Here is a 20,581-nt window from a genome sequence, read left to right as displayed (position 1 = left end):
TGATTCGCCCGGAGCTCACGAAGGGCCCGTTCCCCTTGCGTGACAAGCCTTTCCAGTCACATCCAGCCCGGACGACGTCCAAGGCGTGCGGAACGAGCGCTCAGCCCGGAAGCGTCGGTCCAGCGGATCACGGACCTCCGGGAGCACTGGAAGTAGAGACGAGGAGTCACGGATGGCCGCGCCAGACTTCACGAGCGCCCGCTGGCGCAAGAGCACCTATAGCAACGAGGCGAACGCCTGCGTCGAAGTTGCTTCGACGACCGGTTGGAGGAAGTCAAAGCGATCTCAGGGCGAGAACGCTTGCGTAGAGGTCGCTTTGGCCCCCGCCCGTGGCCGGAGTCCGGGACTCCAAGCAGCAGGGCCGTGAGCCGATTCTCGCGTTCGACCAGGAGTTATGGCGGAGCTTCATCGGCAAGCTCAAGGCCGGGGGCTTCGACCGGCCGTAGCGTCCCCGCCTCGTGAGTGTTTTGGATTGCTACAGCGCTCTGTCCTCGCTCAGGACCTCGTGAACAGTTTGTGTCTCAGGACCTCGTGAACACTGGCTGGCCTGCTGTCTGTGATCATCAGTGGTGGGCGGAACAGGGTTTTCGATGGATCCGGACCTGGTCGCGGCGGTGGCTGCGGTGGCTGGCGGTGACAAGATCAACGTGTCGAGGTTCTGTGCTGAGCATCAGATCTCGCGCACGGTGTTCTACAAGTACGTCAACCGATTCCGGCAAGAAGGGGCGGCGGGGTTCATCCGCCGTTCCTCTGCCCCGCATCGTCGACCCACGTCGACCTCAGCGCAGGTGCGTGAGGCGGTAGTGCGCGCCCGCAAGCAGCTGGCTGACGAAGGGCGGGACAACGGGGCCATCTCGATCGGATGGCGGCTGGAGGAGTTTGGGGACGTGCGGGTGCCTGCCCGGGCCACGATCCACCGGATCCTGGTCGACGAGGGGCATGTGACCCCGCAACCCCGCAAACGCCCCCGCACGAGGCGCCGGTTCGAGTACGCCGAGGCCAACGGGTTGTGGCAGGTCGACGGGTTGGAGTTCTACCTCGATAGTGGTGAGAAGGTGTGCATTCTGCAGATCCTGGATGATCACTCCCGGCTGGATGTGGGAACGTATGCCGCCTCCAGCGAGAACGGGGAGGAGACGTGGGCTGCGCTGCAGCAGGCGTTCGCCGGCTACGGGGTGCCGGTGAAGGTGCTCACCGACAACGGTCTGGCGTTCTCCGGTAAGCACCGTGGGGGCATGGTCGACCTGGAACGCCGCCTGGCCGAGACCGGGGTGCACACGATCGCCTCGTCGCCGTATCACCCGCAAACCTGCGGCAAAGACGAACGCAGCCACCAAACCCTGCGCAAGTGGCTTGCCAAGCGTTCCACACCAGCGACTCTCGATGAACTGCAACATCTTCTGGAGGAATACCGGGAGATCTACAACAACCGTCGGCATCAAGGCATCGAGGGACAGACACCCCAACAGCGCTACGACGCCGCCCCCAAAGCCGCTCCGTCCGGGCCGGTCCAGCTCGCCGGCGTCGCCCACCGTCCGGTCACCAGCACTGGCGTCATCGCTTTCTCCGGCTGCTCGATCGTCATCGGCCGCCGATGGGCCCGGCAGACCGCTACCCTGCACTGGCAAGGCGACCGCGTCAGCATCATGATCAGCGACACGGTCGTGCGGACGCTGACGCTGGACCGCAGCGTCCGCTACCAACGACTCACACCAAAACTGTCCACGACGTCATGAGACAAAACTGTCCGCGAGGTCCCGAGACAGGACAGATTGCTACAGCGCTCCAAAACACTCACGAGACGCCGGTCAGATCGTCCAGGTGTCGTTGCCCGTGAGGAGCTTTTGGAGGTCCGCAGGCTTCGCCTGCTGGGCTTCCGCTACCTGGGCTCGGGCCAGGTCGTCGTAGGTCGGGCGCTGGACCGCTCGGAAGATTCCCGTCACCGCCGGGTTCAGGTCCTGGCCGCCGAGGCGGGACAGGGCGAAGGCGTAGGACGGGTCCTCGCGGTTCACGTCGTGGACCACGACCTCGGATTCGTCCACTTCGGACAGCTTCGAGACGCGGAAGCCGTCGCGGTCCTGGACCACTCCGAAGCGCTCGTCCTCCGGGCCGAACACGATCGGCTCGCCGTGCTTGAGCGGGACGATCCGGCGCTGCTTCTCGTCGTTGTCCTTCAGCACGTCGAACGCGCCGTCGTTGAAGATCGGGCAGTTCTGGTAGATCTCCACCAGCGCGCTGCCGCGGTGCTCCGCCGCCGCCTTCAGCGCCTCCGTCACGCTCGCGCGATCCGAGTCGATCACCCGCGCCACGAACGACGCCTCCGCGCCCAGGGCCAGCGACACCGGGTTGAACGGGTGGTCCAGCGAGCCCGCCGGGGTCGACTTGGTGACCTTGCCGACCTCGCTGGTCGGCGAGTACTGGCCCTTGGTCAGCCCGTAGATCCGGTTGTTGAACAGCAGGATCTTGAGGTTCACGTTGCGGCGCAGGGCGTGGATCAGGTGGTTCCCGCCGATGGACAGCGCGTCGCCGTCACCGGTCACCACCCACACCGACAGGTCCGGCCGGCTGGTGGCGAGGCCGGTGGCGATCGCCGGGGCGCGGCCGTGGATGGAGTGCATCCCGTAGGTGTTCAGGTAGTACGGGAACCGGGACGAGCACCCGATGCCCGAGATGAACACGATGTTCTCCCGCTTGAGCCCCAGCGACGGCAGGAAGCTCTGCACCGCGTTGAGCACGACGTAGTCGCCGCACCCCGGGCACCAGCGGACCTCCTGATCGGACTTGAAGTCCTTGGCCTTCTGCGGTTCGTCGGTGGTCGGCACGCCGGCCAACCCGCCGAGGACCGGGATTCCCAGATCGGTCGTGGTCACGCGGGCACCCCCTGCACAACATCGGTGAGCACGTTCTGCAGCTCCTCGGCCCGGAACGGGAGTCCGGCGACCTTCGTGTAGGACTGCACGTCAATCAGGTAGCGGGCGCGCAGCAGCATCGCCAGCTGGCCGAGGTTCATCTCCGGGACGATCACCTTGCCGTAGCTGCGCAGCACGTCGCCGAGGTTGCCCGGCATCGGGTTGAGGTGGCGCAGGTGGGCCTGCGCGATCGACATGCCCTGGGCGCGCACCCGGCGGCAGGCGGCGCCGATCGGCCCGAACGACGATCCCCAGCCGAGCACCAGCACGCGGGCGTCGCCGTCGGGGTCGTCGACGGTGAGGTCGGGGACCCGCACGCCGTCGATCTTGGCCTGGCGCAGCCGGACCATCTTGTCGTGGTTGTCCGGGTCGTAGGAGATGTTGCCCTTGCCGTCGGCCTTCTCCAGGCCGCCGACGCGGTGCTCCAGCCCCGGCGTGCCCGGCACCGCCCAGTCGCGGGCCAGGGTTTCCGGATCGCGCACGTACGGCCAGAACTCGCCGGATCCGTCCGGGGCGTTGGGTTCGGTGGCGAACTCGACGCTCAGGTCGGGCAGCTGGTCGACCTGCGGGAGCAGCCACGGCTCGGAGCCGTTGGCGATCGCGCCGTCGGACAGCAGCAGCACCGGCGTCCGGTAGGCCAGCGCGATCCGCACGGCTTCCAGCGCGGCGTCGAAGCAGTCCGCGGGCGAGCACGGGGCGATCACCGGCACCGGCGATTCGCCGTTGCGGCCGTAGAGCGCCTGCAACAGGTCCGCCTGCTCGGTCTTGGTCGGCAGGCCGGTGGACGGCCCGCCGCGCTGGACGTCGCACACCAGCAGCGGCAGTTCCAGCGTCACGGCCAGGCCGATCGTCTCGGACTTCAGCGCCAGCCCCGGGCCGGACGTGGTGGTCACGCCCAGCGCGCCGCCGAAGGAGGCGCCCAGCGCCGCGCCGACACCGGCGATCTCGTCCTCCGCCTGGAAGGTCGTGACGCCGAAGTTCTTGTGCTTGGCCAGTTCGTGCAACACGTCCGAGGCCGGCGTGATCGGGTAGGTGCCGAGGAACACCGGCAGGCCGCTGCGCTGCCCGGCGGCGACGATGCCGTAGGCGAGCGCGGTGTTGCCGGTGATCTGCCGGTAGGTCCCCGCCGGCAGCTTCGCGGGCGCGACCTCGTAGGTGACCGCGAACGCCTCGGTGGTCTCGCCGTAGTTCCAGCCCGCCCGGAAGGCCAGGATGTTGGCCTCGGCGATCGGCGGCTTCTTCGCGAACTTCTCCCGCAGGAACCGCTCGGTGCCCTCGGTGGGCCGGTGGTACATCCACGACAGCAGGCCGAGGGCGAACATGTTCTTGCAGCGCTCGGCGTCCTTCTTGCCCAGCCCGGTGCCCTCCAGCGCGCCCTGCGTCAAGGTGGCCATCGCGACCTGGTGCACCGCGTAGCGCTCCAGTTCGCCGGTCTCCAGCGGGTTGGCGTCGTAGCCGACCTTCGTGAGGTTGCGCTTGCTGAACTCGTCGGTGTTGACGATGAGGATGCCGCCGTGCGGCAAGTCGCCGATGTTGGCCTTCAGCGCCGCCGGGTTCATCGCCACCAGCACGTCCGGGCGGTCGCCGGGGGTGAGGATGTCGTAGTCGGCGAAGTGCAGCTGGAAGCTGGAGACGCCGGGCAGGGTGCCGGCGGGAGCCCGGATCTCGGCCGGGAAGTTCGGCAACGTCGCCAGGTCGTTCCCGAAGGCCGCAGCCTCCGAGGTGAACCGGTCGCCGGTCAGCTGCATCCCGTCGCCGGAGTCACCCGCGAACCGGATCACGACCCGGTTCAGCTTCCGGGTTCCGTTGGACCGGTGGCCGTTCGTCGTACTCAATTGACCCGTTCCCCTTCACCTGCAGGCAACGCTCATCCTGTGGCGAACGATACAGCCCCGGTTTTTATTCCGATCACAACCAGGCCCCTCGCCGTCACGGTCCGCACGTGCCCGCACGCAATCCCCACGACCACCGCGATCTTCACCGGAACGACCGAGTTCCAGATTCGACCGCAGGTGGCGACCCCTGTATCGAAGTACCCGGCGCCCGGACGGGACAACCGGCCGCGGAACCGGAATCAGGTCATGTGACCTCGGCCATACCCCGACGGCCGAGCGCTGTGTGATCCGTGCCACTTCGCCACGTTTCCCATGATGCGGGAGCACGTTCGCCGGAACGGCCGATACCTTCGGCACCTCGCCGTCGGTTTACATCACTGCGACGTTCCACCTGCGCTGGAGGAAGACAATGCCGTTGCATCCGGACGCCGAACCGTTCGTCGCGCTCATGCAGGACTACTTCCCCGATCTCGGCGGCGCAGTCACCGACGCCGACGAGGCCCGCGCGATGCTGAACGCAGGCGCCGCGGAGCGGCCCCGCCAGCCCGTGGCCAAGGTCGAGGACCGGCTCGTCCCCGGGCCGCCCGGCGTCGAGATCCCGGTGCGCATCTACTGGCCGCGCGTCGACGGCGAGCCGCTGCCGGTGGTCGTGTACTTCCACGGCGGCGGCTGGGTGCTCGGCGATCTGGAGAGCCACGACGGCGTCTCCCGCGCGATGGCCAACGGCGTCGGCGCGATCGTCATCGCCGTGCACTACCGGCTCGCACCGGAACACCGCTACCCGGCGGCCGCCGACGACGCCTACGCCGCGACGCGATGGGCCGCCGAGCACGCCGCGGAGCTCGGTGGTGACCCGGCGCGCCTCGCCGTCGCCGGGGACAGCGCCGGCGGCAACCTGGCCGCTGTGACGGCGTTGCGGGCCCGCGAGACCGGCGGCCCCGACATCAGCTTCCAGATGCTGGTCTACCCGGTCACCGACCACGACTTCACCACGGAATCCTATGTGGACAGCGGGCCGGATTGCCTGCTGACCACGCAGCACATGAAGTGGTTCTGGGACCAGTACGCGCCCGACACCGCCGATCGAGACCACCCGCACGTCTCGCCGCTGCGCGCCACCGACCTCGCCGGGCTGCCGCCCGCGCACGTCCTCACCGCGGGCCGCGACCCGCTGTGCACCGAAGGTCAGCGCTACGCCGAGCGGCTGAAGGCCGCGGGAGTGCCCACCAGCGTCCAGCACTGCCCGGGACTGTTCCACGGTTTCGCCGGGGGCGCCGATCTGCTGCCGATTGCAGGCGATGCGATGGCCGAGGTGCACCGCGCGCTGCGGGAAGCCCTTGTACCGGAGGAGAAATGACCGCACCGTCGCCCCGCCCGCACGCCCATCCGTTCGTGCCCTACCGCCCGGAACGACTACCGGTGGCCGACGGCTTGCGCCGCGGTCAGGAGCTCTTCGAGCACCTGGACTCCCGGCGCAGCGTGCGGTTCTTCAGCCCCGATCCGGTGCCGCGCGAGGCGATCGAGCTGGCCGTGCGCAGCGCCAACACCGCGCCCAGCGGCGCGCACCAGCAGCCGTGGACGTTCGTCGCCGTGCAGGACCCGGGCCTCAAGCACCAGATCCGGTTGGCCGCCGAGGCCGAGGAGAAGGCGTTCTACGAACGCGCGGACATCCCGCAGTGGCACGGCGCGCTGTCGCAGCTGGAGACCGATGCGAACAAGGACTACCTCGACGTGGTGCCCTGGATCGTCGTCGCGTTCGCCCAGAAGTACGGCGTGACCGGCGCCGGGCGGCAGAAGCACTACTACGTCAACGAAAGCGTCGGGATCGCCTGCGGGCTGTTCATCAACGCGCTGCACACCATGGGCCTGGCGACCCTGACGCACACGCCGAACCCGATGGGATTCCTGACCAAGATCCTCGACCGGCCCACCAGCGAGCGCCCGTACATCGTGTTCCCGATCGGCTACCCGGCAGCCGACTGCGAGGTGCCCGACCTGACCCGCAAGCCCCTCGACGAGGCCCTGATCTGGCGCTGACACCTGGAAGCCACGCGATTTCACCGATCCGACTCGCCCGCTTCGCGCGTTCGTGAGTGATCGTGGTCGTCACCGCTCACGACACTCGACGTGCGCGGGCCGGGCCGGGGTGTTGGGCTGAGGACCTACACCGAGGCGGAATCGGGGGTGGGTGCGGTGCCCGAAGAGGTCGACGTCGTCGTCATCGGCATGGGCCCGGGCGGCGAGGACGCGGCGGCTCGGCTGGCGAACGCGGGCCTGGACGTCATCGCGGTCGAATCGCGGCTGGTCGGCGGCGAATGCCCGTACTTCGCCTGCATCCCGACCAAGATGATGGTGCGGGCCGCCGACGCCCTCGGCGAGGCGTGGCGGGTGCCCGAGCTCGCCGGGCAGGCCACCGTGCGGCCGGACTGGACGCCGGTCGCGAACCGCATCCGCGACGAGGCGACCACCGACTGGAACGACGAGATCGCGGTGCGGCGCTTCGAGGACACCGGCGGCAGGCTGGTGCGCGGCGTAGGGCGGATCAGCGCGCCCGGCGAGGTCACCGTCGGCGACCAGGTGTTCCGGGCCCGCCGCGGCATCGTGCTCAACCCCGGCACCGATCCGCTGGTCCCGCCGATCGAGGGCCTCGCCGGGAGCCCGTACTGGACCAACCGCGACGCCGTGCCCGCGACCCGGGTGCCTGAGTCGCTGCTGGTGCTCGGCGGCGGGCCGGTCGGCGTGGAGTTCGCGCAGGTCTTCGCCCGCTTCGGCGCCTCGGTGACGGTGCTGGAGTCGCGGCCGCGGCTGCTGGCGATGGCCGAGCCGGAGGCCTCCGAGGTGCTGGCCGGGGCGTTCCACGCCTGCGGCATCGAGGTCCGCACCGGCTGCGCCGTGGACCGCGTCAAGCACGACGACCTGTTCCAGGTGCACCTGGAGTCCGGCGAGGTGTTCACCGGCGAACGCCTGCTGGTCGCCACCGGGCGGAGCACCGACCTGGGCGCGCTGGGCGTCGCGGCCGTCGGGCTGGACGAGCAGGCGCGGACCGTCCCGGTCGACGGGCGGATGCGGGCCGCCGACGGCGTCTGGGCCATCGGCGACATCACCGGCCACGGGGCCTTCACGCACACCTCGGTCTACCAGGCGCGGATCGCGGCCGCCGACATCCTCGGCCAGGGCACCGAGGTCGCCGACTACCGCGCGATGCCCTCGGTCATCTTCACCGACCCCGAGGTCGCCACCGTCGGGCTGACCGAATCCCGGGCCCGGGACGCCGGGATCCAGGTGCGCACCGCGATCACCCAGATCCCCGCGTCGACGCGCGGCTGGATCCACAAGGCCGGCAACGAGGGCATCATCAAGCTCGTCGCGGACACCGACCGGGGCGTCCTGGTCGGCGCCACCGTGGTCGCGCCGGCGGGCGGCGAGATCGTCGGGGCACTCGCGGTGGCAGTGCACGCGGAAGTGCCGGTGCAGCGGCTGCGGGAAATGATCTTCGCCTACCCGACGTTCCACCGGGCGATCGAAGCGGCCCTGGCCGGGCTGGACGCCTGACGAGCCGGTCAGCGGCCCCCGCCGTGCGACTCGCGGCGGCGCCGCTTGCTGGCGTACATGTCCCGGTCGGCGGCGTGCAGCAGCATGTCGGGCGCGATCGCGGGGTCGGGGGTCGCGGTGTAGCCGACGCTGGCGCGCAGCCGGATCCGGACCCCGTGCACCGTCACGTCGGTGTTCAGATGCCGCTCGACGCGATCCCGCAGCGCCCGCGCGGCGTCCTCGTCCGGCAGCAGGCTGACCACGACGAACTCGTCGCCGCCCATGCGGGCGACGGTGTCGCCGGCGCGCACCGCCAGCTGCAGCTCCCGCGCGGCGGCGATCAGCAGCTGATCCCCCAGCGCGTGCCCGAAGCGGTCGTTGACCGGCTTGAGCTGGTCCAGGTCCGCCAGCACCACAGCCAGCACGCCGTCGCCGCGTGCCAGCTGCTGCAGCCCGTGGTCGAGCCGGTCGGACAGCAGCGCGCGATTCGCGAGCCCCGTCAGCGGGTCGTGCAGCGCCAGGTGCGCGAGGCGGGCGTCCACCAGGCGCTGCTCGCCGATGTCCTCGTACTGGCTGACCACGTACGCCGGGGTCCCGTCGGCGCCCGGCACGGTGGTCGCCCGGATCAGGATCCAGATCGGGTGGCCCTGCTTGTGCCGGTAGCGCTTCTCCACGTTGACGCTGTCCACGTGGCCCTCGACCAGTTCGGCCAGCGCCGCCATGCCCTGCTCGTCGTCTTCCTCGTAGGTGATGTCGGTGAACGACATCGAGAGCATCTCTTCGCGCGTGTAGCCGAGCATGGTGCAGAGCGTGTCGTTGACCGCGGTCCACGCGCCCTTGAGGTCCAGCAGGGCCATGCCGATCGGGGCGTTGGCGAAGCTGCGCTGCCACAGCAGCTCCGCCTCCCGGCGCCGCGTGATGTCCTGGATCTGGGACAAGAAGTGGATCGCCCGCCCGTGGCTGTCCCGGATGAACGACCGCGCCACCAGGGCCCAGATGACGCTGCCGTCGGAGCGGATGTACCGCTTCTCCAGCAGGTCCGGGGACTCCATCGGCCCCTCCGGATCGATGTCGTCGGGGTGCGTCACGGCCCGGTAGTCCAGGCCCTCCAGCTCCTCCCGCCGGTAGCCGAGCATCCGGCACATGGCCTCGTTGACGTGCAGGTATCGGCCCTGCAAGTCGAGGATCGCCATCGCGGACGCCGCCTGGTCGAAGACGCGCTGCCAGGGCACGCCAGCGGCGAAATTCGGCACCGAGGGGGACATGAGAACCGAACCATAGCGGGCGCGACTGCGGCACGCATCGGCGTGGTGGCCCACCGTACGCGTCAGGCGTCGCCGCAGTTCATCGCCAGCAACCGGTCAAGCACGGTCGGTGAGGCCTTGACCCCGTCGTGCTCGTACTCGTTGGTCACCCACACCCGCGCGTTGCGCACCTGCTGCGCCGATTCCAGCGCCTGATCGCGGTCGACGAACATGTCGTCGTGGTAGACCGCCGCGGCGACCGGCACGTCGTTGCGGGCCAGTCGGTCGAGGTCGTAGAGGTGCGGCCAGTCGGACTTGGCGGCCAGCAGCTCGGCGGCCTCCCGCAGCGGCACCAGCGCCGGGTCCTGCTCGAACATCCAGGGGTAGATCATCTCGCCGGTGAAGTTGACGCGGCCGCCCCGGGACCAGTCGAACTCGTCGAACTCCGCGCGCACCCGCTGTGCCGACCACTTCGACGCGGTGCCCTGGCAGTAGATGGATTCGTGCAGCGCCGCGTACAGCGGGCGCTCGCCGAAGGAGAGCGCCGCATCGACGCCGCGCAGGAAGGTGTCCGACAGGACGTCGCCCGCGAACGCTTCCTCGAGGTGGTAGTGCAGCGCGTCGAACCGCGACGCCTGGCCGAACTGGATGCCCAGCGCCTGGAAGCGCTCCGGGGTCAGCCGCTCCCCCGTCGGCATGATCACCTCGTTCTCGGCGAGGTGGTCGACGACGCGGCGCGCGATGGCGGCGTCCTCCGGGTAGCGGGCGAAGTAGGCGTCGTTCTTGCGCAGCGTGCGCGGGTACGCGGCGCGGTAGACGTCGTCTGCGTGCCCGGTCAGCGTCGGGATGCCGCCGGTGATCATCACCTGGCGCAGCGCCTCCGGCGCCAGCGAGAGGTACGTCAGCGCGCAGAAGCCGCCGAAGCTCTGCCCCAGCACCGACCACGGCTCGTCGCCGATCAGCTGCTCGCGCAGCACCTCGGCGTCCCGGACGATCGAGTCGGCGCGCAGCAGGCTCAGGTGCTCGGCCTGCTCGGCCGTCGACAGGCCCGCCAGCGTCTGGCGGTTGGCCGGCGTGCTGCGCCCGGTGCCGCGCTGGTCCAGCAGCAGCACGCGGTAGTCCTGGAGGGCGCGGCCCAGCCACGCGCTGGTGCTCAGCGGCCGTTCCGCCTTGCCGCCCGGTCCGCCCTGGAAGTAGATCAGCCACGGCAGCGCCTGGTCCTGCTTGCTCGGGGCCACCACCTCCCGGCCGAAGACCTCGATCTCCCCGGCGCCCGGGTCGTCGTGGCGCAACGGCACCCGGAAGACGCGGTCCCGGGCCACCAGGCCCGGACGGCGGTACGTGACATCGGACATCGCGATTCCTCCACAGTGGACTGATAGCTCTGGAAATCACTCTTGCAGCGGTGCTCGTCCACGCAGCGGCTGGTGGCATCGAGCAAGCGGCGAAGCCGTTTCCAGTGGTACACGGTCGCCGCGACGCTAGACGCGCGCCACCTGCGTGAGCTGCCGCAAGCGGCGAAGCCGCTTAGCCCACCCTCGCAACTCGCACCGCCGCGGGTTCTCAGATGCCTTCTCGCGAGGACAGCCCCGACGCCGCGTAATTGGTCATACGTAAATCGGGGATCCCGGAGTCGAGAAGGCATCTGAGGTTCCGCTACCCGCACCGCTACTCAAGACGAGTCGGACACCCGTTTAGTACCCGGGGGCGCCGATCTCGCGGCAGATCCGCACCAGTTCCGGGTGCACGTAGCGGCCGTCGAGCTCGATGGCCTCGCCGTCGAGGTAGATCGACGGGCCGAGCACGCTGCCGTCGGTGTGCGCCGCCGCCACCCACGGCTCGCCGCCGATCCACGCGCCCTTGGTGCCGATGCCGATCTCCACGCAGCCGAACACCCGCTCGTCCTCCACGATGCGGCCGGTGGGCACCAGCACGCCCGGGTTGAAGCCCAGCGACCAGTGCGCCAGCCGGAACATGTTCGGGTCGTCGAAGGACTCCATCCAGTTCCGGAACACCTCGGCGTCGCGGTCGCCGGTGATCTCGGTGACCACGCCGTTCTCCACCTTGCAGCGCACCGGGGAGCGCAGCAGCCCGATCTCGGCCGGCGGCCACAGCGCGCCGTCGAACACGAGGGTGCCGTTCTGGGTCTCCTCGATCGGGTTCCAGGAGATCTGGCCGGAGAGCATCACGGTCTCGCCCGGCTTCTCGGCGGGCTTGCCGCGCAGGTTGATCGGGCGGCCCTGGTTGCGGCCGACCAGGTCGGTGCCGTTGGCGGAGGTGATGCGCACCTCGTCGGCCTGCTGCAGCAGCGCGACCAGCGCGCGGCCCAGCCGCATGACGCCCTCGAAGTCGGGCTTGCCGACGGTGTCGACCAGCATCGGGATGTCCATGCCGGTCAGGTTGGTGTAGCGGGCGCCGTTCGCGATGGCCGCGCGGAAGGCGTCGCTGTGCATGATGTAGGCGACGCTGAACTCGATCCACACGTCGGCCTTGGCGATCGCGCCGGCCACCGGCGCCGGCGGTTCCATCGCCGAGCTCGGCCGCGTCTCGTACCAGATCACGGTGGGCGTGGCCCCGGCAGCGGCGACCGCCTGCGCGGTCAGCTCCACGACGCGCCGGTCGGTCGAGGTGTCACCGGTGAGCACCACCTCTTCCCCCGGCTTGACCAGCATGACCTGCTCGACGAGCTTGCGGGCGCCGATCGCCGCTTCCCACGACAGGTACTCCGGCCGGGATTCGACTCGGCTCACAACCTCCACGACAATTCCCCTTCTCTCATTGCACTTTCCCGAACGGACCCGGTCACTTGGACTCGAAGATCCGGCTGGTCGAATAGAGCGCGTCGCCCGCGATGAGGCCCGCGCCGACGAGGTTGAGGTCCTCGTCCGCCTTGTCGCCGCGCCGCCAGCGGTAGATGATCCGCACCACGAGGGCGCCGAAGACCAGCCAGCAGGCCTGCGGGGTGGCGATCAGCAGGCCGGTGGCCAGCAGCACGCCCATCTGCCGGTTGGCGCCGCCGAGGAACTGGATCAGCGCGCCGGGAATCGCCCACAGCAGCAGCGTCATCAGCACGTTCGGATCGGACAGCCCGGCCTGGATGGTGGCGGCGTAGACCTTGGCGACCGGCGGCAGCAGCCCGTCGCCGAAGAACGCCTGCCAGGACACGGCGACCGCGATGGTCGCCACCGCGAAGCCCACCAGCGAGGCGAGGTACTGCTGGAACCGGCCGGCGCGCTCGAAGGCGTCGTAGGGCCGGTGTTCCTTGCGCAGCAGCCAACCCGCCTTGAAGTCGTAGCCCATGTCGGCGAACGCTGGCCCGGTCGCGGAGGTGTAGCCGACGAACAGCGCCAGGGCCACCGGCGGCACCCCGAGGATCAGGCCGAGCACCAGGAAGATGAGCGTCACGGCGAACGCCGGGAACCAGCCGGAGTGCATCGCGGCGAGTCCCACGATGATCTCGTGGATGATCGCGGCCAGCGCGGCGGCCAGGATCCAGAGGATCAGCGCCGGCACCGACAGCTCCGAGATCAGCCCGCCGGCCAGGGCGACGACGGCGGCACCGAGCACGAACAGCACGTAGCCCTGCAGGACTCCCTTGCGCAGCGCCTTCTCATCGACCTGCGGCACCTCGCTCGGATCGATCGAGGTGGTGCGCTCGCCCTTCCGGTCCTTCTTCCGGAACATCAGGTAGGCGGCCTGTCCGAGGGCGACCAGGCCGGCGCCGATCATCACGCCGTGCGGGATGTAGAAGCTGCCGATGTTGATGTGGAACCAGGTGGGGCTGTACTGGCTGAACAGCAGCCCGACGCCGAACATGCCGAGCGCCCAGACATTGCCGATGAAGGCCACGCCTGCCGCCGAGACCGGTAACTTGAAGAACGCGCCGATGAAGCCGAGGACCGCGCCACCGGCCAGCACGGCGGCCCGCCGGCCGCCCTTGTCCCCGGCGATGATGGTGTCGGCGGCGGCGATGCCGGGTGGCCAGGCGGCCTGCGCGGGCAGCAGCCGCGAGTTGAAAAGCCGGTACAGCACGAAGGAATCCGCGAACAGCCCGATCGCGACGCCGGCGAACACCGGCCACACGAGGTCGGCGCGGCCGAACGCGAAGGGCACCGCGATGGGCGCCAGCAGCGAGTTCGCGGCGGCGAAGGTGGAGCCGGAAACGGCGCTCTGCACCAGGTTCTGGCGGTGCACCGAGCGCATCTTGCGCAGCGCGGCGACGTTGATCCGGCCGATGATCATCGCGATCAGCGCGCCGATGACGGAGGTGTTGGCCGAGATCCCGAGGGTGGTGATCAGGTGCAGGCCGATTATCGCCCCGACCACGGAGAGCACGATGGTGATCACCAGCACGGTGGGCTCGAAGGCCCGCGGATGCGCGCGCTCGGCGCCGGCCACGGGGTCGCTGATGGTCATGAGCAGCCTTTCCGGAAAGCGGTCGGTCAGCTGGGCGGCCCGGCGTCGCCGGGCGCGAGTCGGCTGGAGAGGTCGGCGCCCGCGGCGCGCAGCGGGGCGGTCAGGTCGTCGATCCGGCCGGACACGCGCTCGGCCGGTCCGATCAACGTCAGGGAGGCGACGGTCGCGCCGGCGAGCAGCAGCGGCACCGCGATGGCGCCGACGTTGGCATCGAACTCGCCGTCGGACACCGACATCCCGGTGTCGGCGACCTCCTGCCACCGCTGGGCCAGTTCGGCGTAGGTGGTGGGGGTGTTCGGGGTGAACCGGGTGAGCGGCTCGGGCCCGAAGAGCTCGCGGACCTCCTCCACCGGCTGCCCGGCGAACAACGCGTGCCCCGAACACCCAGCGTGACCGGGCATCACGTGCCCGACGATCGCCGAGTAGCTCAACGGCCCGCGCGCGTCCACCGCGGCCACGGTGCGGTAGGAGCCGCCGTGCGCGACGTTGAGCACGGCGCTCTCCCCCGTCTCCCGGGCCAGCTTCGCGAGCACCGGCCTGGCGATCAGGCTCAGCGCGCCGCTGCGCTCGGCGACCCGGGCGAGCTGCGAAATCGCCGGCCCGAGGCGGTACCGCCGGGTTTCGGGGTCGGCGAGGACGAAGCCGCGACTGGCGAGCGTGGCCAGCAACCGCTGGACGACGGACTTGTCGAGCCCGAGCTCGCGCCCGAGCTCGCTGACACCCCACTCCGGCCGCTGGTCGGAGAAGGAAAGCAGCACCTGCATGGCCCGATCCGCGGTCTGCAGGAGTCCCGAGCTCGCCAAACCGGCCTCCAAACCCGTAGTGTTGCGATATGCACAACGCTGTCGCTATTTGCGCACCGCGTTGGGGGATACGGTGCGCCCGGCCAGCGGGTTTGTCAATACGTTGCGCCCGAAGTCGGATCACCACGGTGCGTTACTCTCGCGTGCACCGATCCAGCGGAGCGTGAGGTGAGGGCATGGCGGAGACTTCGGTGGGCCGCGCCGTCGAGCTGATCCGGCAGATGATGCGCAGCCAGGAGCTGCTGCCGGGACAGCCGCTGCGCCAGGAGGCGCTCGCCGAACGCCTGGGCGTCAGCCGCGTGCCGGTCCGCGAGGCGCTGAAGGCGCTCGAAGCGGAGGGCGTGGTGCGCCATCAGCCGAACGTCGGCTACACGGTGGCCCGGCTCTCGGCGGAGGAACTGCGCCAGTCTTATCTGATGCGCGCCGCGCTGGAGGCGGTCGTGCTGCGCGAGCTGCCGCGCCTGAGCACGGCGCAGATCATCGAGCTGACCGAGATCAACGAGCGCATCGAGGAGGCGGCCGAGGCGGTCGACGTCCTGCGGATCATCGAGCTCAACCACGACTTCCACTTCGTCATCTTCCGCAGTTCGGGCCTGAACCTGATCGTCGACGAGATCGAGCGCATCTGGAAGATGACGGAGGCGTACCGCGCGGTGTACATCTACGACGAGTCGGCGCGCCGCCGGATCGTCCGCGAGCACCGGCAGCTGATCAACGCGCTGCGCCGCGGGCAGACCGAGCGAGCGATCGCGATCATGGACTCGCACCGCGACGCCACCCCGGCCCAGCTCGCCCCCGCCCTCGGCGCCAGCCTCCCGCTGCCGGGGTGAGTCGGAGGCCGTTTCACGAGGCTCCGGGCAAGCTCATCCCGAAGGCGCCGGACGCCTGCCAGGTCGGCGGTTTCGCGCGAGATCAGCGTTCTGCGTTCCTGACGGCCACGCCTCGCACGCGCCCCCCATTCCGGAACGACTCCTCGGTCCCCGTGGACGAATCCGATACGTCCACTTAGGACCAGCGGACGGCGGTCGAGGCAGGGTCAGCCGCGGCTCGGCGGTCGCGGATCCTCAGGGGCTTCCTGCGGCAGGCCGATGCGCATCACCCGGATCGAACCGTGGCCGATGACGAGCCGGCGACCATGCCATGCCGCTGAAGTGGTCGCCCCGGAAGTGGACTCAGCCGTCGGCGATCCGGCGGATGCACCGCTCGCTGCCCGGCTCGCCCCAGGGGTTCCCCTTCGGCAATCCGGCGTTCGCCCCAGAGTTCGCCTAGTCCTCGGGCTCCTCGTGAGCACCTTCCGGGTCCTTCGGTTCTGTGGGTGATGCCGGTTCCGGGCGATCGTGGCGATATGAGCGCTCCGGTGGGTGGTGCGGAATTCGGGGTGCGCGCGGGATGGGGCGTCCTGTCCACCGCGTGCCTGTCGACGTTCGTCGTCAACGCCAACACCTCCGCGGTGAGCATCCTGATCCCCTCGATCAGCGCGGACCTGGGAACCCCGATCAACGTGCTGCAGTGGGCGGTGACCGGCTACCTCCTGATCGGGGCCGCCGTGATCGTCACGTCCGGCGCACTGGGCGACGTCTTCGGCCGGCGACGCATGTTCCTGGCCGGTTTGGCGCTGTTCGTGGTGTCGTGCGCGCTCATCGCTCTCGCCGGAACCGGGGTGCTGGTCGTGCTGGGGCGCCTGATCCAGGGCGCGGCCGGCGCGACGATCCTGGCCAGCGGGCTGAGCTTGCTCTCGGTGAACTCGTCCGGTGCCCCGCAGATGAAGGCGGTTGCGCTGTGGGGCGCTGCCGCTGCGGCCGGGGCAGCGGCGGGGCCGGTCGTCGGCGGCGTGCTCAACGAGCTCGCGGGCTGGCAGGGATTGTTCTGGATCGACGCGGCGATCGCACTGGTGTGCATCCCGTTCACGCTGCGCACGGTGCCGGAATCCCGCGACCCGAACCGCGCCCGCACGATCGACCTGGCGGGCACCGGGCTGGTCGCCGCCGCGCTCGTGCCGTTCGTGTTCGCCATGACCGAGGGCTCGTCCTGGGGATGGCTGTCGCCGCCCACGTTGCTGTGCCTGGTCCTGTCCGCGTCGGCCGCGGTCGGGTTCGTGGTGGTAGAGCGCCGGGTGGCCGCCCCGCTGGTCGATCTGGGCCTGCTGCGCAACGCCCTGCTGGTGGGTTCCACCGGCGCGATCCTGATCGGGGCCGGGGCGATCGCCGCGCTCAGCTTCTTGGTGAGCCTGTACTTCCAGGCCCCGCAAACCCTCGGGATGACGAGCCTGCAGGCGGGTCTGGCGACGCTGCCGGTGGCCGCGGTGGTAGTCCTCGTGGCGCCGTTGGTCGCACCGTTGGCCTACTACTTCGGCGCGCGCCCGGTCGTCGTGGCCGGTTTCGCGATCCTCACGGCGGCGTTCGTGGCCCTCGCCGCGGTCCGGCCGTCGTGGGATTACGGCGCGTTCGTCCTCCCGCTGCTCGGCATCGCCGTGGGATTGGCCCTTTCCAACAGCCCGGCGTCGTCAGTCGCCACCGCGTCCGTGTCACGTGAGCAGGTGGGTGCGGCGTCCGGGATCTCGAACATGGCGCGCTATGTGGGTGGCGCGGTCATGACGGCCGTCGTCGCCGGTATCTACGCGCAGGTCGCCATGAGGAGCGCAACCGGCGGCGAGCCGCCCGCGGAGTCCCTCGCGACCGGCCTGTCGCGAGCGTCGATCGCGCTCGCGGCCTTCTCCGCAGCGGGCGTGCTGCTCGCGCTGCTGGTCGCCCGCCGCCCGGAAAAGCCGCGACTCGGCGACTACGTCGCCGCCACGACCGCAACGACGCACACCCTGCCCACCGCCTGATCACGCCCAGCGCCCGCCTCCTGCGCGCATCGCGGGCGGGCGCAACCGGTTTCTCATCGGGCTAGGCGGTTCCAGAAATTGAATACAATTTTGTATGGACTCTGTTCTCGTCGAGTGCTTAACTCGGGCCCGGACGCAGGCGACGGGGAAGGGACGGACATGGCGGATCTCGAATACCAGGTCAGCGACGGGATCGGGACGATCCTGCTCAACCGCCCGAAGCGCAAGAACGCCTTCACCATGGAGATGATCGACGAGTGGGCCGCGGCCATCCGCTCCGCTCGCTTCGACCCCGAGGTGCGGGTCCTGGTGCTCACCGGCGCCGGCGACGCGTTCTGCTCGGGCGTCGACCTGGACGCCTTCACCTCGGGCGAGAAGTCCGTGCTGGACCACAAGACCGTCCTCACCGACCGGATCCACCAGGTCGCCCTCGCCCTGGAGGACCTGGACAAGCCGGTCATCGCGGCGGTCAACGGCGTCGCGGTCGGCGCCGGCATGGACATGGCCCTGATGTGCGACATCCGGTTCGTCGGCGAGTCGGCCAGGCTCTCCGAGGGCTACGTCCGCGTGGGCCTGGTCCCCGGCGACGGCGGCTGCTACTACCTGCCGCGACTGGTGGGCACCGCGAAAGCGCTGGAGCTGCTGTGGACCGGCGACTTCGTGGACGCCCGGACCGCGGTGGACATCGGCATCGCCAGCCGGCGCGTGCCCGACGCCGAACTGATGGACGAGACCTACGCGTTCGCCCGGCGCCTGGCCGACGGCCCGCCGGTGGCCATCCGCGCCATCAAGCGGACCGTGTACCAGTCGGCGCGCACCGACCTGCGCACCTCGCTGGACCTGATCTCCTCGCACATGGCCGTCGTTCAGTCCACTGAGGACTCTGCCGAGGCGATGCAGGCCTTCAAGGAGAAGCGCAAGCCCGAGTTCCGGGGCCGGTGACCACTGTGGATGGACTGCTGCGGCCGCGGTCGGTGGCGATCGTCGGCGCCTCGGAGCGCTCCGCGATGGCCGGACGGCTCACCCGCTACCTGCGGGACTTCGACGGCGCCGTCTACCCGATCAACCCGAACCACCGGGAGATCCACGGGCTGCCCTGCTACCCGTCGCTGCTGGAACTGCCGGGCCCGGTCGACCTGGTGCTGGTGCTGGTCCCGGCGTCGCGCGTGCTGCCGGTAGTCGAGGAAGCGGGCCGAGCGGGCGCGTCCTGCGTGGTGGTGCTGTCGTCCGGGTTCGCCGAGATCGGCGCGGACGGCCGGGAACTGCAGGACCAGTTGGTGGCGGCGGCGAAGCGGCACGGGCTGCGGGTGATCGGCCCGAACTGCCAGGGCCTGATCTACCGGCCCACCGGGCTGACCGCCACGTTCACCGCGGCCGCCGACGGCGAGCAGCCGGGCGATTCCGGCATCGCCTACGTGGGCCAGAGCGGCGCGCTCGGTGGCAGCTTCCTCGGGCTGGCGCGGGATCGCGGGATCGGGCTCACCGCCTGGATCAGCGTCGGCAACCAGGCCGATCTGACCGCGACCGACGCCGCCGAGCTGCTGGTGGCCGACCCGAATGTCCGGGTGCTGGCCTGCTACCTGGAAGAACTGCCCGACGGCGCGCGGTGGACCCGACTCGCGGCGCGCGCCGCTGAGCTCGGCAAGCACATCGTCGTGCTGCGCTCCGGCCGCTCCTCGGCGGGCGAGCGCGCCATCGCCTCGCACACTGGCGCACTGGTTCGCTCCGGAACCGCTTTCGACCTGCTCACCCGGGAATCCGGCGCGATCCAGGTCGACGACCTCGACGAACTGCTCGACGTCTCGGTCGCGTTGACCGGCGCCCCGAGCCTGCGGGCGGGCCGCATCGGCGTCATCACCAGTTCCGGCGGGGCGGGCGGGCTGGCCGCCGACCAGGCCGAGGGCAACGGCCTGGCGCTGCCCGAACTCGACGCCTCGACGCAGGCGGCCTTGGCGCCGCTCGTCCCGTCGTTCGGCAGCGTCGTCAACCCTGTGGACGTCACCGCGCAGGTCATCAACGACCACGCGCAGCTGGGCGCGGTGTGCGAGGCCGTCGCGGAGTCGGCCGAGGTGGACGCCGTGCTGGTGGTGCTGACGACCATCGGCGGCGAGCCCGCGGTGGCGGTGGCCGAGTCGATCCTGCGAGCCGCGAAGCGCTCCGCCAAGCCGTTCGTCGTGGCCTGGATCTACTCCCACGACCAGATCGCCGCGGCGGCATCGTTGTTGCGCCGCAACGGTGTTTCCGTGCTGAGCACGACGACCGCCGCGCTGCGCCTCATCAGGCACCTGGTGCCCCACGACGAGCGGCGCGCCGCCGTCGCCGCGCCGCGCGGCCTGGCCGGCTTCCTGGGCCGGCCGGCGCTCACCGAGGCCGATGGCGCGGAACTGCTCGACGCGATGCGGATCGCCCGGCCGCGAGGACGGCTTGCGGCCGGTCCGGCCGAGGCCGGCGCGATCGCCGGGGAACTCGGCGACCGGATCGTGCTGAAGGTCCAATCCCCCGATCTGGCGCACAAGAGCGACGTCGGCGGCGTCGTGGTCGGCGTCCCGGCGGAGCAAGTTCGCGACGCCGCCGCGGACATGCTCGAAACCGTCGCCGCGAACGCGCCCGAGGCCCGCATCGACGGCGTGCTGGTGCAGGAACTCCTGCCCGGCGGCGTCGAGCTGCTGGTCGGCGTGCAGGGCGGCGAGGACGGCTACCCGCCGGTGCTGACCGTCGGCATGGGCGGCACGACGACCGAGCTGTACCGGGACGTCGTCTCCGCCCTCGGCCCGGTGGACGCCGAGCAGGCCACCGCGTTGTTGCGGCGGCTGCGCGGCTGGCCGCTGCTGGACGGCTTCCGCGGTCGTCCGCGCTGCGATGTGGCGGCGGCCGCCGCCGCGATCGCGTCGATTTCCCAGGCGGCCGTGGAACTCGGCGACCGGCTGGGCGAACTGGAGATCAATCCGCTCGTGGTCCACGGGTCCGGCGCGGTCGCCGCCGACCTCGTCGTGACCGGAAGAACCCGGAGGTAGCA

Annotated in this window: 17 protein-coding genes; 10 read left to right on the top strand and 7 right to left on the bottom strand. The window is 70.4% G+C overall.

All coding sequences use genetic code 11. From position 1 onward, the window contains the following. The first annotated feature begins 172 nt into the window (after window positions 1-172). The 3 genes from BLW84_RS31370 (at window position 173) to BLW84_RS31360 (ending at window position 1,736) form a co-directional block, all read left to right on the top strand. Window positions 173-367, top strand: a complete 195-nt coding sequence (locus BLW84_RS31370) for a DUF397 domain-containing protein (protein WP_093272666.1) — start codon at window positions 173-175, stop codon at window positions 365-367. Beyond that, entirely contained in the window at window positions 330-446 is a 117-nt protein-coding gene (locus BLW84_RS50000) for a DUF397 domain-containing protein (RefSeq protein WP_093272663.1), read from the top strand. The genes BLW84_RS31370 and BLW84_RS50000 overlap by 38 nt, the downstream gene beginning before the upstream one ends. A gap of 144 nt (window positions 447-590) precedes the next feature. After that, window positions 591-1,736 (top strand): IS481 family transposase, encoded by a 1,146-nt coding sequence (locus BLW84_RS31360; RefSeq protein ID WP_093272661.1) that lies wholly within the window; start codon window positions 591-593, stop codon window positions 1,734-1,736. A 72-nt stretch (window positions 1,737-1,808) separates the two neighbouring features. Here BLW84_RS31360 and BLW84_RS31355 read toward each other — a convergent pair whose 3' ends face one another. Continuing rightward, complete coding sequence (locus tag BLW84_RS31355) at window positions 1,809-2,870, bottom strand: 2-oxoacid:ferredoxin oxidoreductase subunit beta (RefSeq protein WP_093272658.1); 1,062 nt, start codon at window positions 2,868-2,870, stop codon at window positions 1,809-1,811. After that, complete coding sequence (locus BLW84_RS31350; RefSeq protein ID WP_093272656.1) at window positions 2,867-4,744, bottom strand: 2-oxoacid:acceptor oxidoreductase subunit alpha; 1,878 nt, start codon at window positions 4,742-4,744, stop codon at window positions 2,867-2,869. Before BLW84_RS31350 ends, BLW84_RS31355 begins: the two co-directional genes overlap by 4 nt. Window positions 4,745-5,153: 409 nt before the next feature. Here BLW84_RS31350 and BLW84_RS31345 point away from each other — a divergent pair, with 409 nt between their 5' ends. The 3 genes from BLW84_RS31345 to BLW84_RS31335 all read left to right on the top strand — a co-directional run bounded on the left by BLW84_RS31345 (window position 5,154) and on the right by BLW84_RS31335 (window position 8,296). Beyond that, window positions 5,154-6,101, top strand: a complete 948-nt coding sequence (locus BLW84_RS31345) for an alpha/beta hydrolase (protein ID WP_093272653.1) — start codon at window positions 5,154-5,156, stop codon at window positions 6,099-6,101. Further along, window positions 6,098-6,781, top strand: coding sequence for a nitroreductase family protein (locus BLW84_RS31340; protein WP_093272651.1), 684 nt, complete (start codon window positions 6,098-6,100; stop codon window positions 6,779-6,781). The genes BLW84_RS31345 and BLW84_RS31340 overlap by 4 nt, the downstream gene beginning before the upstream one ends. A gap of 147 nt (window positions 6,782-6,928) precedes the next feature. Next, the gene (locus tag BLW84_RS31335) at window positions 6,929-8,296 is read left to right on the top strand and encodes a dihydrolipoyl dehydrogenase family protein (protein ID WP_093272648.1); all 1,368 of its coding nucleotides are present in this window, start codon (window positions 6,929-6,931) and stop codon (window positions 8,294-8,296) included. Window positions 8,297-8,304: 8 nt separating this feature from the next. Here BLW84_RS31335 and BLW84_RS31330 read toward each other — a convergent pair whose 3' ends face one another. The 5 genes from BLW84_RS31330 to BLW84_RS31310 form a co-directional block, all read right to left on the bottom strand. Continuing rightward, on the bottom strand, window positions 8,305-9,540 hold the full coding sequence (locus BLW84_RS31330) for a sensor domain-containing diguanylate cyclase (protein ID WP_093272645.1): 1,236 nt from the start codon (window positions 9,538-9,540) through the stop codon (window positions 8,305-8,307). 62 nt (window positions 9,541-9,602) lie between these two features. After that, window positions 9,603-10,874 (bottom strand): alpha/beta fold hydrolase, encoded by a 1,272-nt coding sequence (locus tag BLW84_RS31325; RefSeq protein ID WP_093272643.1) that lies wholly within the window; start codon window positions 10,872-10,874, stop codon window positions 9,603-9,605. A 339-nt stretch (window positions 10,875-11,213) separates the two neighbouring features. Next, the gene (locus BLW84_RS31320) at window positions 11,214-12,269 is read right to left on the bottom strand and encodes a 2,5-dihydroxypyridine 5,6-dioxygenase NicX family protein (protein WP_245761518.1); all 1,056 of its coding nucleotides are present in this window, start codon (window positions 12,267-12,269) and stop codon (window positions 11,214-11,216) included. Between the two features lie 52 nt (window positions 12,270-12,321). Then, window positions 12,322-13,935, bottom strand: coding sequence for an OPT/YSL family transporter (locus BLW84_RS31315; RefSeq protein ID WP_093272638.1), 1,614 nt, complete (start codon window positions 13,933-13,935; stop codon window positions 12,322-12,324). 26 nt (window positions 13,936-13,961) lie between these two features. Next, a complete protein-coding gene (locus tag BLW84_RS31310) occupies window positions 13,962-14,738 on the bottom strand; it encodes an IclR family transcriptional regulator (RefSeq protein ID WP_342743193.1) in 777 nt (258 codons plus the stop codon). Between the two features lie 176 nt (window positions 14,739-14,914). Here BLW84_RS31310 and BLW84_RS31305 point away from each other — a divergent pair, with 176 nt between their 5' ends. From BLW84_RS31305 to BLW84_RS31290, 4 genes are all read left to right on the top strand, one after another. Then, on the top strand, window positions 14,915-15,568 hold the full coding sequence (locus BLW84_RS31305) for a GntR family transcriptional regulator (RefSeq protein WP_093272636.1): 654 nt from the start codon (window positions 14,915-14,917) through the stop codon (window positions 15,566-15,568). Between the two features lie 515 nt (window positions 15,569-16,083). Then, window positions 16,084-17,565, top strand: coding sequence for an MFS transporter (locus tag BLW84_RS31300; protein WP_093272633.1), 1,482 nt, complete (start codon window positions 16,084-16,086; stop codon window positions 17,563-17,565). Between the two features lie 159 nt (window positions 17,566-17,724). After that, window positions 17,725-18,507: an enoyl-CoA hydratase/isomerase family protein gene (locus BLW84_RS31295; protein ID WP_093272631.1), complete on the top strand. Its 783-nt coding sequence runs from the start codon at window positions 17,725-17,727 to the stop codon at window positions 18,505-18,507. Further along, entirely contained in the window at window positions 18,504-20,579 is a 2,076-nt protein-coding gene (locus tag BLW84_RS31290) for an acetate--CoA ligase family protein (RefSeq protein WP_093272629.1), read from the top strand. The genes BLW84_RS31295 and BLW84_RS31290 overlap by 4 nt, the downstream gene beginning before the upstream one ends. Window positions 20,580-20,581 lie beyond the last annotated feature (2 nt).

The organism is Saccharopolyspora shandongensis, from assembly GCF_900106995.1.
In the GTDB taxonomy this organism is placed as follows: Bacteria; Actinomycetota; Actinomycetes; order Mycobacteriales; family Pseudonocardiaceae; genus Saccharopolyspora; species Saccharopolyspora shandongensis.
This window is presented reverse-complemented; position numbering and strand designations above follow the sequence as displayed.

Bases quoted from the DNA above. Each gene is read 5' to 3' on its own strand.
- BLW84_RS31370 (WP_093272666.1), top strand. From the start codon at position 173: ATGGCCGCGCCAGACTTCACGAGCGCCCGCTGGCGCAAGAGCACCTAT.
- BLW84_RS31360 (WP_093272661.1), top strand. From the start codon at position 591: ATGGATCCGGACCTGGTCGCGGCGGTGGCTGCGGTGGCTGGCGGTGAC.
- BLW84_RS31345 (WP_093272653.1), top strand. From the start codon at position 5,154: ATGCCGTTGCATCCGGACGCCGAACCGTTCGTCGCGCTCATGCAGGAC.
- BLW84_RS31340 (WP_093272651.1), top strand. From the start codon at position 6,098: ATGACCGCACCGTCGCCCCGCCCGCACGCCCATCCGTTCGTGCCCTAC.
- BLW84_RS31330 (WP_093272645.1), bottom strand. From the start codon at position 9,540: ATGTCCCCCTCGGTGCCGAATTTCGCCGCTGGCGTGCCCTGGCAGCGC.
- BLW84_RS31325 (WP_093272643.1), bottom strand. From the start codon at position 10,874: ATGTCCGATGTCACGTACCGCCGTCCGGGCCTGGTGGCCCGGGACCGC.
- BLW84_RS31315 (WP_093272638.1), bottom strand. From the start codon at position 13,935: ATGACCATCAGCGACCCCGTGGCCGGCGCCGAGCGCGCGCATCCGCGG.
- BLW84_RS31305 (WP_093272636.1), top strand. From the start codon at position 14,915: ATGGCGGAGACTTCGGTGGGCCGCGCCGTCGAGCTGATCCGGCAGATG.
- BLW84_RS31300 (WP_093272633.1), top strand. From the start codon at position 16,084: ATGAGCGCTCCGGTGGGTGGTGCGGAATTCGGGGTGCGCGCGGGATGG.
- BLW84_RS31295 (WP_093272631.1), top strand. From the start codon at position 17,725: ATGGCGGATCTCGAATACCAGGTCAGCGACGGGATCGGGACGATCCTG.